This is a genomic window from Methylobacterium sp. NFXW15, assembly GCF_049887755.1.
In the GTDB taxonomy this organism is placed as follows: Bacteria; Pseudomonadota; Alphaproteobacteria; order Rhizobiales; family Beijerinckiaceae; genus Methylobacterium.
In genome coordinates, this window is sequence record NZ_JAGEKG010000001.1 from 114,211 (window position 1) to 128,683 (window position 14,473).

Sequence of the window (14,473 nt, forward strand, 5' to 3'; positions counted from 1 at the left end):
TGCGTCCCGCCGCCCCGGCCTGTATGAACATCATCCTCATCAAGCTGTTTGCCACTGCGCTGACGCTGAGCCAGGTCACGACCCGGCCGGACTCGCTGCGGACGCAATTCGATCCTGCCAAGGACGGGCCGGAGGTCATTCGCATTCTGCGGGACGGCTGCGCCCACATGCGCAAGGCGTTCGATATCGAGGATATCAACCTCGATGATCTGATCTCGACGGCGATGGAGGATCCTTCGACAGTCGCGGGTCCTTCTGCACCGAAGATCCTGCACGGGCTCGACATCAACGAACTGAACACGAGCTACAAACAGTTCTGCAAGGGCGAGGACCCGCCGAACTCTCCCTTCGACGCGAAGGCGGTGATCGAGTTCTACGACAACGCTACCAAGGACCTGCCCGCCGCGGAGACCCTGCGGGACAAGGCCCTGCCGGGCATGAGCCGCATCCTCGACGCCTCAGGCAAGCCCTTCGCCGAGACCTTCGAGCCGAACGCGCGGCGCCTCGTGGTGCCGATCACCGCGGTGCCAACCCTGGTACAGAAGGCGTTCATCGCCGCCGAAGACAAAAGGTTCGAGAGCCACCACGGCATCGACGAGCGCGGCGTGATCCGCGCCTTCATCGCCAACCTCGCCTCGCCAGGGCGTCCGGCGGGTGGCTCGACCATCACGCAGCAGGTGGTGAAGAATCTCTCGGTCGGCGACGACGTCACCTACGAGCGCAAGATCCGCGAGATGATCGTGGCGGCGCGGCTCGAAAAGCTCCTCCCCAAGCCGCAGATCCTCGGCCTCTATCTCAATGGCATCTATCTCGGCCGGGGCGCCTACGGCATCGAGATGGCGGCGCAGAGCTATTTCGGGAAGCCGGTGGGCGCGCTCACCCTGCCCGAGGCCGCGCTGCTGGCGGGCATGCCGAAGGGCCCGAACTTCTACAGCCCCGACAAATATCCCGAGCGCGCCCGTGAGCGCCGTTCCTACGTGCTCGCGCGCCTGAAAGAAGAGGGCGTGATCACCGACGCCGAAATGGCCAAGGCGAACACCGCCGATCTCGGCCTCAAGCCCGTGGAGATCGCCCGGCGCGATTCCGGTTTCTACCTCGTCGATTACCTGTCGCGGGAGGCACGTACGGTCGCGGGCCTCGACTCGCTGACCTCAGCCTCGTTCACGGTGAAGGCGACGGTGAACGCGCCGCTTCAGCGCGCGGTGGAAACCGCCCTTCAGGACGGGCTCGCGACCTACGAGCGAGGCACCGGCCGCCAAACCTTCGCCGGGCCGGAACTGAACCTCGCCGACAGCATCCGCCGGATCGAGGCCGCCGCCCCCGCGCCGGAAGCGTCGGCCCAGGCCCTTCCGGCGGTGACAGGCGCCAAGCCCGAGGCCGCGATCAAGCCGGAACAGGGCACGAAGCCCCAGAAGGGCAAGCCCGCCCGTGCGGCCAAGGCTGCCGCCTCCCTGCCCGTGGCGGGTAAGCCCGCGTGGCAACGGGCGCTGGAGAGTGCCCGGCCGGTGCTCTACGACGTGCATTGGCCGCTGGCCGTCGTGCTGGAAAACGGACGCGCCGGGGTGAAGGTCGGGCTGGAGGATGGGCGCATCGCGACCCTCGATCCCGGCATCGCCCGCGGGAAGCTCCAGCTCTTCGACGTGGTTCGGGTGAAGCTCACCGAAGGGCGTGGAGCCCCCCGCGCGCAAATCCGCGTCCGCCCCGGTGTGCAGGGCGCCGCCCTGGTCTTGGAGAACAAGAGCGGGCGCATCCTCGCCATGGCGGGCGGCTTCTCCTACCCGCTCAGTCAGTTGAACCGGGTGACGCAGGCCGTGCGCCAGCCGGGCTCGACGCTGAAGCCCCTCACCTATCTCGCGGCCCTCAATTCCGGGCTGCAACCGAACACCCTGGTCCTCGACAGCCCGGTCACCCTACCGCCCATCGGGGGCGCCGGGGATTCGTGGTCGCCGAAGAACTACGAGGGTGGCGGCTCGGGCCCGACGACCCTCCGCCGGGGCCTCGAATTCTCCAAGAACCTCGTCACCGCGCGGCTGCTTCAGGGCGGCATCGCTCCCAAGGCCCCGGACAGCCTGAAGCGCGTTTGTGACATCGCCCTGGAAGCGCAGATCTACGCCGAATGCGAGCGATACTATCCGTTCGTCCTCGGCGCGCAGCCGGTGCGGATGCTCGACCTCGCGGGCTTCTATGCGGCCGTCGCCAACGAGGGCCTGCGCCCCACGCCCTACGCGCTCGAATCCGTGGAGAAGGACGGCAAGCCGGTCTTCACCCATTCGGACCGCGAGCCGGTGCGGATCGGTTCGGCCGACCGCGTGTCGTTCTACCAACTCAAGACCATGCTCCAGGGCGTGACCCAGCACGGGACCGCCGCCGCCCTGTCCAAGTTCTCGAACAGCGTCGCGGGCAAGACCGGCACCTCCGAGAACGAGAACGACGCGTGGTTCGCGGGCTTCTCGAACGAGATCACCGTTGTGGTCTGGGTCGGCTACGACAACGCGGACGGCATCCGCCGCACCCTCGGGCGCGGCCAGACCGGCGGCCACGTCTCGGTGCCGATCGCGGGAGCGATCTTCCAGGCGGCCTGGGCGAACGGCATCCCGCGCACGCCCCTGCGCGGCCCCTCGCCCGAAACCCGGCCGCTCATCGCAGACGTCTCCGTCGATCCGCGCAGCGGCACGCCGGGCGGGGGCAGCTTCGTGGAGCATTTCCGCCTCGGCGGGAACGGCCAGATGACCGACACCCGCTACAAGCTGCTCCCGCGCGAGACGCTCTACGCGATGCGGCCGGATTCCGAGGATGGCGACCTCGCCGGGTCCGAGGACGGCGCGGATGTCCGGGGCGACTTCCTCGGCAACATGACGGGCGAGCGCGCACAGCCCGACCTGCTTGATCCGTTCGGGGACCGGCCCGCGCAGCAGCGCAACCGCCGGGCCGGAGCCGATACCTACGGCTATGGCTACGGTGCCCCCGAGGACCCGTATCGCCCCTGGCCCGGCCAGACCAACCGATCCCCCTTCGGCGAGGACGATGCGCCCCGCCGCCCCCGGCGCCGCGATCCCGACTACCTGTTCGGCGACGATCCCGGCTTCTGACGCCCCTTCCCGAGACTCCGATGCCGCGTCCGCAGATTCCTGCCGCCCTCACCCTCGCCCTTTGCCTCGGCGCGCCCTGCGCCGCATGGGCACAGACCGCCACGCCCGCCGCGAGCCCTGCCACCGCCGCCGCGCCGGTTCGGGAGGTGTCTTCGGTGGTCGCCGTCGATCCGGCGACGCTAAAGCCCGGCGAGATCCTGTTCACCGACCATCAGGACAAGGGCGGTAGCGCGGAGAGCGGCCTTATCCCCTATCTCGACTGGCTGAAGGCGCGGCCTGCCGAGGCGCAGGCGCTGTCGCCCTTCCCCGGTTACAAGGAGCCCGACTACACGGTGACGCTGAACGGCGTCTCCAAGCCCCGCCATGAGACCCTGAAGGTCTATGTCGCGGAGGGCCGGTTCGTGGTGGCGCGTCCGGCCGAGTCGATCGATCTCAAGGCCCTGGCCAATCTCGGCTTTATCCAGGCGATGGACCCGGCGATCAAGCACCGCGTGATCGCTCCCGCCGACGTGACGCCGACCAAGGACCCGGCGGCCGCCTTCGCCCAGCGGCCCGGCACGCCCTGGTGCGAGAACGCGGCCGCCTGCATCGAATCCCGCTACGACCTGGAAGGCAAGCTCCCGCTCGGCGTGCGACTCGCCAATAAGCTCGAAGAGGGCTCGGCCAAGAAGATCGCGGAGTTCGTCTCGTTCCAGAGCGAGGTGCGCCTGCTCGATCCGGCGCAGGCGGCTCCACTCACGGCGCTCACGAAGGTCGAGACTCCTCCGGCGGGCGGGCTCGAACAGACGATCTTCTGGGTCAACCAGATCCTGCGCTTCGGCAAATTCCTGGCGGTGTTCCAGCCGATGCCGAACGACCCGCAGAAGACGGTGGTGACCGCCTACGTCGCCCTGGCGATCAAGGGCGACGTGCTCGACCGCAAGGCCGAATATGCGCGTGTGCCGGTTCTGAAGAACCTGCTGCCCGCGCAGGTGCTGATGGGTAAGTCGAGCTTCAACACCGGCAACTCGATCAGCGCCGGGCTGCCGGTTTACGCCCGCAACCGCATCGCCGCATTCGCGACGGCGCTCGGCAAGCGGTGATGGCGGCGGGCGATGAGCCCGCCCCGTTCCATCACATGCCGCGGTTGGCGATCGAGGGCAGCGAGGGCTGCGTGTAGGCGCGGTTCACGTCGCGGCGGGTCTGCGTGCCGTTCGTGTCGGTCGACGCGCGGTAATTGCTGAGGTTGAGGCTGTCGGAAAGGCCGCTACGACCCCCATCGGTGCTGGAACAGGCGCCGAGGGCGAGGGCCGCGAGGGCGGAAACGGTGAGGGACAGAAGACGCATCGCGAACCCCGGCAGATCTGGCAGGCGGCAAGTTTGGCACGGAGCCAAGTCCGGCACGGTACAAAGTCCGGCAGGCGGCCAATGCTGACTCGAGCGTCATCGTAGGTCAGGACCCGGGGTTCTGCGTCAAGGCTTCTTCCCACACCGTGAAGCAGTTGCACGATGTGCGAGGCTCTGCGGCCACGGAAAACAAACCACTTCGGCGCTTTCACGCCCCAGTTACCGCCCAAAATGGGGGACTCCCCGCCCTCCCCCCTGGCGAAGAGGAGCGGTTTCGGGCGAGAAAGGCTGGCGATGAGCAACGTCCTGCCCTTCCGCCCACGTCCCGCCGTCGCGACCCTCGCCCGCTGCGAGGTCGTCGCCGTCGCCGGAGACCTCCTCACCCTGCTGGAGCAGCTTGAGGACGTCAGTGCGCGCGCCGCTGCCACCGGCCGTCCCCCCATCGAGGTGGAGCGGACGGTGCAGCACCTCCTCGACGCCATCTCGGCGGTTGAGCGAGCCCTCGATTGCGTCGGTGAGGGCGAGCAGGTCGCCCCGGCCTGAGCCGGAACCGCATTCCACCCGCACAGGTTGTAGCGACAAATCTGCGCAACCGGAGCGGGACTAATGCCATCTCGGACGGCAAGGGCGGCGTGTATCGCCGTGATCGCGATCGCCGGTTGTACCGGCATCCACGTGGCGACAGTCCAGGCGGCCGAGGGCAACTTCCTCGAAATGCTGTTCGGCGTGCGGCCCACCGCTCAACCGCAACCGCAACCGCAGTCTCCGGCTTATAATCCTTATGCGGGAGCGAAATCCGCCGTCCGGTCGCGGCAGGTCGGCTATGGCCGCCACAAACTCAAGACCCGTTACGCCGCGCTGCCCGTGAAGATCCGCGTCAGCGAGCGGCAGAAACCCCTCGACATGAGCGAGGGCCCCGCCGCCGCCTTGTTGAAGGACGACACGCTGCGACCCGGTGATATCGTGGTGTTCAAGAGCGGCGCGCAGGTCTTCGCCGGGCGGACAGGCCGCCAGCACACGATGGGCGACTTCGAACCTGTCCGCCAATCGGCCGCGATCGACAAGAAGACCCGAAAGCTGCTCGCCGCGATGACCCAGCCCGCAGGGACCCTCTCCGCCGACGAAGCGAGGCGAATGGTGTCGCGGATGAAGAAGGGCGTTCCCGCCCAGACCCAGGTCAAGGCGGAGATGGCACGCTCCGACGAGATCCGCGTCATCAATCCCTGGCGGACCGCCCAGTGATCAGAAGAACCGCTCCTTGACGACGATGGTGTCGCCGGGGCGCACGGCATAGGTCATCGGCACGATACCGGAGACGAGGCCGGAGGGCGTCGTGCGGGTGAGCACGGCGTAATCGCGGGCGGCGCGCGGGCCGAACCCGGCCGCGATGGCCACCGCCGTCTCGACGGTCATGCCGTTGACGTAGGCGTATTGGCCCGAGGTCGTGACCTCGCCCAGAATGTAGAAGGGCCGGTAGGCATCCATCTCGACGGTGACGTGCGGCTCGCGCACGAAGCCTGAGGACAGCTTGGCCTCGATGGCCTTCGATGCTTGGCCCGTCGTCTGCCCGCCCACCTGCACCGCACCGATCAGCGGCATCGCGATCTTACCCGCGCCGTCAACGGTGTAGATGTTGGACAGGTTGTCCTGCCCGAAGACGATCACCCTGAGGCGGTCCCCCGCAGCGAGCGTGTAGCGCGCGCTGATCGAACCCGTGCCGGTCGCATCGAGCTCGTTGGTGCGGAAGGTCGGCCGCAGGCAACCGCCGAGGGCCAGGCTGGTGCCGAGTGCGAAGACAAATGCGCGCCGGTTCATCACCATCGCCGTGTTGTGACTGTCGATACAACTGCTGGTACGGCGTTAAGGTTAACGAACCCTATCCAAGACCCATCTGAGTTGTCTTAAAAGAATTCGGAAGCTGATTAACCCTCAAGCAACCTTAACGCTTTCAAATGTGGGTTGCGGTCTCTGTACCGTTCGCAACAACTCCGCGTTGAAGAGCTGCTTATGTCCCGGATCAGAATGCGCAATGCCGCTCCCGCATTCCCGGCGGCCCCGCGTCCCGAGGGCGTCTCGGTAGCCCAGGTTCTGCGCAACTCCGTCAGTTGGATCGTCATCCCGACCGCCGCCGCCGCGATCGGCGCCGGGATCTTCGTCTCCGTCGTGCCGCCCACCTATACCGGCGAGACGAAGTTGGCCTTCGAGAACCGTTCGGGGACTGGCGAAATCTTGGACGGGCCGGCGGTGGCGGGCCAGATGCAGGCTCTGATGTCCCGCGACATCGCCCGCGAAGCGGTCAGGCGCCTCAAGCTCGTCGGGAACCCCGAATTTGACGCGACCGCCGGTGAGGTCGGCCCCGTCCGTCAGGCCTTGATGCTGCTCGGCATCGGTGGAAACCCCTTCGATCGGACCGCCGAAGACCGGGCGATCGAATCCTACTTCGACCATTTGGACGTCGCCCAAGCCGACCAGTCCCGGACGGTCGCCATCGCGTTCAGGTCCAAGGATGCTGCGCTCGCTGCCGAGGCCGCCAATACGGCGGCCCAGCTCTATCTCGCCTCGCTGGAGGCCGAGAAGGTGGACACGGCGAAGCAGGCGTCCAGCTGGCTCGGCGGCAACATCAAGAGCCTGCGCCGGAAGGTGGCCGAGGCCGAGGCGAAGGTCGAGGCCTTCCGCGCCAAGCATGGCCTCGTCGGCTCGGCGGGCGTGACCGGCCAGCCGTTGACGGCGCAACAATTGTCCGAACTCTCGAGCCAGTTGACCCAGGCCCGGGTACTGCGCGCCGACATTGCCGGTCGCGTCGCCGCGATCAAGGACCTGCTGAAGGACGGCCGCGCCTACGAGATCACCGATGTCGCCAACAACGAGATGCTCCGGCGCACCATCGAGACCCGGATCACGGTGCGGGCGCAGCTCGCGCTCGAGTCGCGCTCGCTTCTTCCCGGCCACCCGCGCATCAAGGATCTGAAGGCGCAGCTCGCCGATCTCGATGCGCAGATCAAGGGCGCCGCCGAGCGGGCCGTCCGCATCCTGGAGAACGATGCCACGATCGCCGATGCCCGCGTGACGAGCCTTCAGGCCGCCGTCGATGGCCAGCAGAACGTGGTGGTGAAGGGCAATACCAGCGAGATCGAGCTTCGCGCTCTCGAACGCGACGCGAAGGTCCAGCGCGAGCAGCTCGAAGCCTACCAGACCCGCTATCGCGAGACCTCGGCTCGCGAAGCCGAGATCGCCGCGCCTGCCGATGCGCGCATCGTGTCCCGCGCGGTCACACCGACACTTCCGTCCTTCCCACAGAAGCTGCCGATCATCGGCTTGGCAACACTGCTGGCCCTGCTCGTGTCCCTTGGCGGTGTTCTGGCCCGTGGCCTGCGCCACCGGATCGGACATGGCACGGCCGCTCTGGCCAAGGCGCGCATCGAGCCGCACGCTCAGGAGGCGGGCGAGACCTTCCAGCCGGTGGTGGCCGCGAACCCGTTCATGCTGCCGGAGGCAAGCCTCGACCGCGATGCCGCCAAGGAGACGGCGGAAACGCCCGTCGCCGAGCCGGTGATGGAAGGGCCCGCCGGGCCGGTGGCCGAGGCCGCGAGCGAGCCGACCCCGCAGGGGGAGCCGACGGTGGCCGAAGCGACCTCGCTCACCACCGAACCGGTCTCGCCTCGGGGGCCCTTGTCCGCTGTCGCTCAAAGCGCCTTCGATCTGGCGCCGCTTCTGGAGCGCCTGTCCAATCGCCCGGTCATCGCCGGAGCACCTCAGGGCCGGATGGTCGTGCTGATGGAGACCGAGGAAGCGGGCCCCGACGCCCTCCCCGATGCCCTCGCTGCCGCCTTCGGCCGTTCCGGCAGCGTGCTGGTGGTCGACCTCCTGTCGAAGCAGGCGGACGAGACCGGTCCGTGCGGCTTCACCGATGTAGTCTGCGGCGACGCCGACTTCGTGGAGGCGATCCAGGCCGAGGGACCCGGCGGCGCCCATCACGTGGCGGCCGGCATGGCCTCGAGCGACGTGCTATTCGAGGAGCCGCGTGCCCTGGCCTTCACCCTGGAAGCCATGGCCGAGGCCTACGATTGGGTGATCTGCCACCTGCATCCGCAAGCCGAGGCCGCAGAGATCCTGGGCCTCGTCGCGACGCTGGCCGACTCCGTGGTGATCGCGTCGAATGCCGACCCGGCCGATGAGGCGCTTGCCGACCTCTACGCCACCGCCACCCAGGCGGGCGCGGGTCAGGTGCTCATCGCCCAGGACCGGCCGACCGACGAGGCGCCGGTCACGATCGAGGCACCGAGCAACGTCTACGAGTTCCGCCGCCGGGCGGCCTGAACCGGGGGTCAGCCCTTCCGGCGCAGCAGACGACGGACGCGCGAAGCGGCGGCGAAGAGGCGAGGATCGCCCTTCACCCGCCGCTTCATGCGTTTCAGGCCCTTGCTGGCCAGGGCGAGAGCGTGGCCGCGCAGGCTCACCGGCCAGATCGACTCGACCAGTGCGATGGTCTCATCGCAGATGCTCGCCTTGTAGCGCGCCTCGCCCACGCCGAGATCGAAACTGAGCCTTCCCCTCGCCGTCTGTTCGCGAACGAGATGGTGGAGCAGCAGATCGCCGGGGCTGAACCGCCCGACCTCCGGATCGGCATCGAACGAGGTCATCATCCCGCTGTATCGCGTGGCGTTCACCGCCCCGCCGAACACCGCCAGGATACGGCCGCCCTCCGCCAGCCGCAGGGCATGGACCTCCATGGCCGGATTCTCGCCCGAGGCGGCCAGTTCGAGGAACCGCTTGATCGCGTCCGGCGCGTAGGGATCTGGAATTCCCATGGCGGCGAAGCGCGCCGCCTTCTGCCGGTAGAAAGCGGAGAGAATCGCACGGGCCTCCTCGCCATCGGCAGCCCGGTAGAAATCGATGGCGCCGAACGCCTCGACCAAGCGTTTCTCCTTGGAGCGCAGCTTCTTGCGAGCGTCGGCGCTGAAGACGCGCTTGATGGTGGAATCCGGGTCAGGACCGAGCACGAGGCCGTAGGCATCGCTCTGCGCGGGCTCACCGCCGCGCGCGAGGGGATTGAGCGTGCCCTCCCAGATGCGCGGCTGATGCGCGAAGGAGAAGGCGTCGATGCCCGCGTTCTTGCCCGCTTCCGCAAGGGCCGCGCGGATCTCCTCGATAGGCATGGCGCCGGCATCGCGGGTGAAGACCGGCAGATGATAATTCGCGTGGGTATCCCCCACCGTGCAGGCCAGGAGGAGACCGTGCCTGCGCCGCAGCACCAGGGGGAGCAGCATCCTGATCCGCCCCGATTGATCCCGCAGGATTGCGACGCGGGCCGAGTTCAGTTCGCCGGTCTCTCGCAGATAGGCCGAGCACCAAGCGTGGCGCTGATAAGGGGTCGCGAGGCAATCGGGCGACGCTTCCAGCCCGTGCCATAGAGCTTCCGCCGCATCGAGGCTCGGAAGGATTTCGGCGCTCAGCATCGGGAAAAGGATCGGCAGGGCGTCGGCGACCTCGCGTCCGCTGCCACGCTCAATCCGCCCGTGTACGATCGCCGCCATCATGCCCTCCGCCGAAGCCGCACGATCTGAGGCGCCGCACCTGAAGCGAGGGTTTACCAAAGGGCCTGTGAGCACCACTCACAGCCTGTCATCACTTGGTTTGGGTAACGCTTGGTTGTGATGTCCGTCAGCGACGGCGGTGGCGGCGATATTCGCCGGTGGAGAACATGGCGTATTGGCGCCCGTGGCGGCTGCGATAGGACCGGCGGCCCCGGCGGGGAGCGGCATCCGCCTCGGCCTGCGCCTCGGCGGGCGAGGCTTCCTGCAGGGCAGGCGCGGCGGCGGCATCGGCCGAGGCGTAGCCCGCCGCGACGTTCTTGGCCGCGGGACCGAACATCGCCAAGCACTGATTGTAGGCCAGATCGTTCTTCAGGCGCTCGCACTCACCGATGCTGCGGGGCGTCCCCTGCGCCAGCGCGGCGAACGGGACGAGGCACAGGATCGACGCAACGAAACGCGTGTAGGGCATGCGGCCGGAACTCACGGGCGGGGAGCGCGACCGCAACGTGCGAATCGCTCAAGCTCTGTCTCGGCTGCGAGTGCGGCGAAAACGAGGGGGTGTGCGCCCTCGCACCGGTCAATCCGGCCGTTCCATCCACTTGATCAGGGGCATCAGCGGCAAAATCCAGCCGATGCCGAGAATGGAATAGAGCACCGCCTGGATCGCGGGCGGGGTCTCGGCGATGCGGCTGTCGGCCAGCGCCATGGCGATGGGCGCATAGAGGCAGACGAAGGTGAGCATGCCCACCGTCCCGATCAGCAGGCGCAGGCGTCGCGGCATCGTCCTCTCCCCTCGTTGCGCCGGGCAGGGGCTAACCTCCTGACGCCACGGAGGCAACCGGCGCGTTGCCGCGCATCGGGCTGCGTCGCCCTGCACGTTGCCCCTGCCCGGCCGATCCCTTAACCCCGGCCCGTCGGGCGGCGCGGAGGGATGGATGAGCGCAATTCCGGATCGGACATCGGGCGCGGTTCGCCTCTGGCTCGCCGTGGTTGCGGCCCTGGTGATCGCCATGGTCGCGGTCGGCGGCGCGACGCGGCTGACCGGATCGGGCCTGTCCATCACCGAGTGGCGGCCCGTGACCGGCGCCATCCCGCCCCTGTCGGACGCTGATTGGGCGGCCGAATTCGCGAAATACCGCGACACGCCACAATACAACATCCTCAACCAGGGCATGGGCCTTTCGGCGTTCAAGGTGCTCTACGGCTGGGAATGGGGCCACCGCTTCCTCGGACGCCTGCTCGGCCTCGTCTTCTTCCTGCCGCTCATCGTCTTCTGGTGGAAGGGCATGATCCGCCGCCGCCTCGGCTGGGGCCTGCTGGCGCTGGGTCTGCTCGGCGGCCTCCAGGGCGCCATCGGCTGGATCATGGTCGCCTCCGGCCTCCAGCCGGGCATGACCGCCGTCGCCCCGCTGAAGCTCGCGCTCCACCTCACCACGGCGAGCCTCATCCTCGCCTTGCTCGTCTGGCTCGCGGCAGGCGAGCGGCCCTCCGCCCTGGCGCCCGCTCCTTCGCGCCTGCGCGTCACCGCCCTGTTCCTGCCGCCGCTGGTGCTGGCGCAGATCTTCCTCGGCGGCTTGGTCGCGGGCTCTCATGCCGGGCTCGTCTACAACACGTGGCCTGACATGGACGGCGTGATGATCCCCGCCGCAGAGCACCTGTTCGCCGTGACGCCGTGGATCGAGAATTTCGTCGACAACCACCTCCTCGTGCAGTTCGACCACAGGGTCGTCGCCTACCTGCTCCTCGCGCTCGCGCTGCTGCACGCCGCCGACGCCGTGAGCTCGGCGCGGGGCACCGGGGCCGCGCGGCGTGCCCTGGCGGTCGCTGGGCTCGTGCTCTCACAGGCCGGTCTCGGCATCGCGACGCTGCTGCTCGCCGTCCCGCTCTGGGCGGCGCTGGCCCATCAAGTGCTAGCGATGGTCGTCCTCACCGCCGCGACCCTCCATGCGCGGCTGAGCCAGGGTATCGGGAGCGGCGCGGCCACGCGCGCGGCGCCATCGCGGACTTATGCCGGGCTCGCCACACGCGGCGTCTGAACAAGCTTTTCGCCCTGCGACAATTCTCCCGCAGAGCACAAAATACTGCTTATCCACGATAAACCCAGTTCCACCGCTATTTGCGCAGTCTTACGGTGGAACAGGTTTATCGGTTCAGGATTACACTCCTGCGCGTTGTGCAGGAGGCTCCGCGATGTCTCTAGCCGAGGACGGACGTCCACTTTCCTTGACGTGGAATTACACGCCCCGCGAAATACTGGCCGATGGCATCGTCCACGGCTTGGGGGTTACCCTCGGCGTGACAGGCGCCGCGGCTCTGATGCTCACGGCATTGAGTGCCCATCTCGCCCTGGGGGCACAGGCTGCCCTCGCGATCTATGCCTGCGCCCTCGTGCTGATGCTCGGGGTCTCGGCAACCTACAACATGTATCCGGTCGGTCCGCGTAAGTGGCTTCTGCGCCGTGCGGACCATGCGCTCATCTACCTGATGATCGCGGGCACCTATACGCCGCTGGTGACCCTCGTCGGCTCCGGCCCGGTCGCCTACGTTCTGCTGGCGGTGATCTGGATCGTGGCGCTGATCGGCATCGCCGTGAAGCTATTTCTGCCGGGCCGGTTCGACCGCCTGTCGATCGGTCTCTATCTGATCCTCGGCTGGAGTGGCCTCTTCGCCTATGAATCGGTGATCGCCGCGCTCCAGCCGACGGCCTTCTGCCTGCTCGCGATCGGCGGCCTGCTCTATTCCATCGGCGTGGTGTTCCACGTCTGGCGGACGCTGCCCTTCCAGAACGCGATCTGGCACGGCTTCGTGCTCGTGGCGACGGCCTGCCATTACGGCACCATCTGGTGGAGCCTGCAGGGTCTGCCCCTCACCTGAGCCATTCGTTATCCACCGCGAAAGATACAACCAAAGGCTTTAAGCATTCCGAGAAACAACCGTGCGAGTCTCGGGCGACACGATCAGTCACCTAGGGCTGGAACACGGCGCGATGAGTGCTTTCGACGTCCGCGACATCATGAATGCGGTGGGCCCCTCCTCGGCCTATGCCGAGGCGGCCATGCCGGCGCTGAAGAGGCCGGCGGCAAGACCACGGGCGATGTCGCCCCTGGTCCTGTGCGGGACGGTCCGCATCCTCGAAGGCGCTGCCCTATTCGGCTTCGGCGTCCTTCTCTACGCGGTGATGCTTCACGGCCGCATCGCATCGGTGGCGACCTATGCCGCCGCGATCTGTCTCGTGCCCGCCGTGACCATCGCCCTTGCCCAGGCGGCGGGGGCCTATCGGCTCCCGGCGTTGCGCCAGTTCGTGCGGACCGCGATCCGCCTGACGGCGGCCTGGACCACGACCTTTCTCGTTCTGGCCGCCCTGCTGGTTCTTGCCAAACTCGCGGACCAGACCTCGCGTCTCTGGCTCGCGACCTACTATGCCGGGGGCCTCGCCCTGCTGCTCGGCGGCCGGATCGCCGTATCGCGCTATGTCGAGACCCAGGCCCGCGCCGGGCGCTTCGACCGTCGCGCCGCCATCGTCGGCGGTGGCGATGCGGGCGAGGAACTGATCAAGGCGCTCTCCGCCCAACCGGAATCCGGCATCAGTATCGTCGGCGTGTTCGATGATCGCAACGACGACCGCTCGACCGACACGGTGGCGGGCGTGCCGAAGCTCGGCAACGTCGATCAGTTGGTCAATTACGCCCGCAATCACCACCTCGACCTGATCGTCTTCACGATCCCGATCTCGGCCGAGGGACGCATCCTCCAGATGCTCGCCAAGCTCTGGGTGCTGCCGATCGATATCCGCCTCTCGGCTCATGCGACCAAGCTGCGTCTGCGGCCGCGGAGCTATTCCTATCTCGGCTCGGTGCCGGTGCTCGACGTGTTCGACAAGCCGATCGCCGATTGGGACGTGGTGGTGAAGGCAACCTTCGACCGCATCGTCGCCTTCCTCGCGCTGGTCGCGCTTTCCCCCGTGATGCTGGCCATCGCCTTGACGGTGAAGCTCACCTCGCGCGGGCCGATCCTGTTCAAGCAGCAGCGTCTCGGCTTCAACAACGAGGTGATCGAGGTCTATAAGTTCCGCTCGATGTACACCGACCTGTGCGATGTCGCCGGACAGCGCACCGTGTCGCGTGGCGACCCCCGCGTGACGCCGTTCGGCCGTCTCATCCGCAAATCGTCGATGGACGAACTGCCCCAGCTTCTCAACGTGCTGAAGGGCGATCTCTCCCTCGTCGGCCCGCGCCCGCACGTGCTCCACGCCAAGACGGCGGACACGCTCTACGATCAGGTGGTGGACGGTTACTTCGCCCGGCACCGGGTGAAGCCGGGCATGACCGGCTGGGCGCAGATCAACGGCTGGCGCGGCCAGACCGACACGGAGGAGAAGCTTCAGCGCCGTGTCGAGCACGATCTCTATTACATCGAGAACTGGTCCGTGCTGTTCGACATCCAGATCCTCGCGATGACGCCCTTCGCGCTGCTGAAGGCCGAGAACGCGTTCTGAAGCGGTCTTCGACCGACTTGGCTCACGCG

At 67.7% G+C, this 14,473-nt stretch carries 13 protein-coding genes; 8 read left to right on the plus strand and 5 right to left on the minus strand.

What is annotated here, in order from left to right; genetic code table 11:
* The first annotated feature begins 23 nt into the window (after window positions 1-23).
* Window positions 24-3,089 (plus strand): penicillin-binding protein 1A, encoded by a 3,066-nt coding sequence (locus tag J4O73_RS00560; RefSeq protein WP_426213980.1) that lies wholly within the window; start codon window positions 24-26, stop codon window positions 3,087-3,089.
* A 20-nt stretch (window positions 3,090-3,109) separates the two neighbouring features.
* Window positions 3,110-4,171, plus strand: coding sequence for a hypothetical protein (locus J4O73_RS00565; protein ID WP_426213981.1), 1,062 nt, complete (start codon window positions 3,110-3,112; stop codon window positions 4,169-4,171).
* Window positions 4,172-4,202: 31 nt separating this feature from the next.
* Here J4O73_RS00565 and J4O73_RS00570 read toward each other — a convergent pair whose 3' ends face one another.
* A complete protein-coding gene (locus J4O73_RS00570; RefSeq protein ID WP_426213982.1) occupies window positions 4,203-4,415 on the minus strand; it encodes a hypothetical protein in 213 nt (70 codons plus the stop codon).
* Window positions 4,416-4,709: 294 nt separating this feature from the next.
* Between J4O73_RS00570 and J4O73_RS00575 the strand changes: the two genes are divergently transcribed.
* Together J4O73_RS00575 and J4O73_RS00580 are read left to right on the plus strand one after the other, a co-directional pair.
* The gene (locus J4O73_RS00575; protein ID WP_426213983.1) at window positions 4,710-4,958 is read left to right on the plus strand and encodes a hypothetical protein; all 249 of its coding nucleotides are present in this window, start codon (window positions 4,710-4,712) and stop codon (window positions 4,956-4,958) included.
* A gap of 99 nt (window positions 4,959-5,057) precedes the next feature.
* Window positions 5,058-5,657 carry a hypothetical protein gene (locus tag J4O73_RS00580; protein WP_426213984.1) on the plus strand — a complete coding sequence of 200 codons (600 nt, stop codon included), beginning with the start codon at window positions 5,058-5,060 and terminating at the stop codon, window positions 5,655-5,657.
* Here the strand turns inward: J4O73_RS00580 and J4O73_RS00585 are convergent, their stop codons facing one another.
* Entirely contained in the window at window positions 5,658-6,236 is a 579-nt protein-coding gene (locus tag J4O73_RS00585; RefSeq protein ID WP_426213985.1) for a polysaccharide biosynthesis/export family protein, read from the minus strand.
* A gap of 186 nt (window positions 6,237-6,422) precedes the next feature.
* On the opposite strand from J4O73_RS00585, the gene J4O73_RS00590 reads away from it, so the two are divergent.
* Entirely contained in the window at window positions 6,423-8,732 is a 2,310-nt protein-coding gene (locus J4O73_RS00590; RefSeq protein ID WP_426213986.1) for a GumC family protein, read from the plus strand.
* 8 nt (window positions 8,733-8,740) lie between these two features.
* On the opposite strand, the gene J4O73_RS00595 is transcribed toward J4O73_RS00590, so the two are convergent.
* The 3 genes from J4O73_RS00595 to J4O73_RS00605 all read right to left on the minus strand — a co-directional run bounded on the left by J4O73_RS00595 (window position 8,741) and on the right by J4O73_RS00605 (window position 10,730).
* Window positions 8,741-9,949, minus strand: coding sequence for a GNAT family N-acetyltransferase (locus J4O73_RS00595; protein ID WP_426213987.1), 1,209 nt, complete (start codon window positions 9,947-9,949; stop codon window positions 8,741-8,743).
* A 127-nt stretch (window positions 9,950-10,076) separates the two neighbouring features.
* Window positions 10,077-10,418 carry a hypothetical protein gene (locus J4O73_RS00600; RefSeq protein WP_426213988.1) on the minus strand — a complete coding sequence of 114 codons (342 nt, stop codon included), beginning with the start codon at window positions 10,416-10,418 and terminating at the stop codon, window positions 10,077-10,079.
* Window positions 10,419-10,526: 108 nt separating this feature from the next.
* Window positions 10,527-10,730 (minus strand): DUF2842 domain-containing protein, encoded by a 204-nt coding sequence (locus J4O73_RS00605; protein ID WP_426213989.1) that lies wholly within the window; start codon window positions 10,728-10,730, stop codon window positions 10,527-10,529.
* Between the two features lie 154 nt (window positions 10,731-10,884).
* Here J4O73_RS00605 and J4O73_RS00610 point away from each other — a divergent pair, with 154 nt between their 5' ends.
* From J4O73_RS00610 to J4O73_RS00620, 3 genes are all read left to right on the plus strand, one after another.
* Entirely contained in the window at window positions 10,885-11,985 is a 1,101-nt protein-coding gene (locus tag J4O73_RS00610; RefSeq protein ID WP_426213990.1) for a COX15/CtaA family protein, read from the plus strand.
* 154 nt (window positions 11,986-12,139) lie between these two features.
* The gene (gene trhA / locus J4O73_RS00615) at window positions 12,140-12,823 is read left to right on the plus strand and encodes a PAQR family membrane homeostasis protein TrhA (protein ID WP_426213991.1); all 684 of its coding nucleotides are present in this window, start codon (window positions 12,140-12,142) and stop codon (window positions 12,821-12,823) included.
* A gap of 112 nt (window positions 12,824-12,935) precedes the next feature.
* Window positions 12,936-14,444 (plus strand): undecaprenyl-phosphate glucose phosphotransferase, encoded by a 1,509-nt coding sequence (locus J4O73_RS00620; RefSeq protein ID WP_426213992.1) that lies wholly within the window; start codon window positions 12,936-12,938, stop codon window positions 14,442-14,444.
* Window positions 14,445-14,473 lie beyond the last annotated feature (29 nt).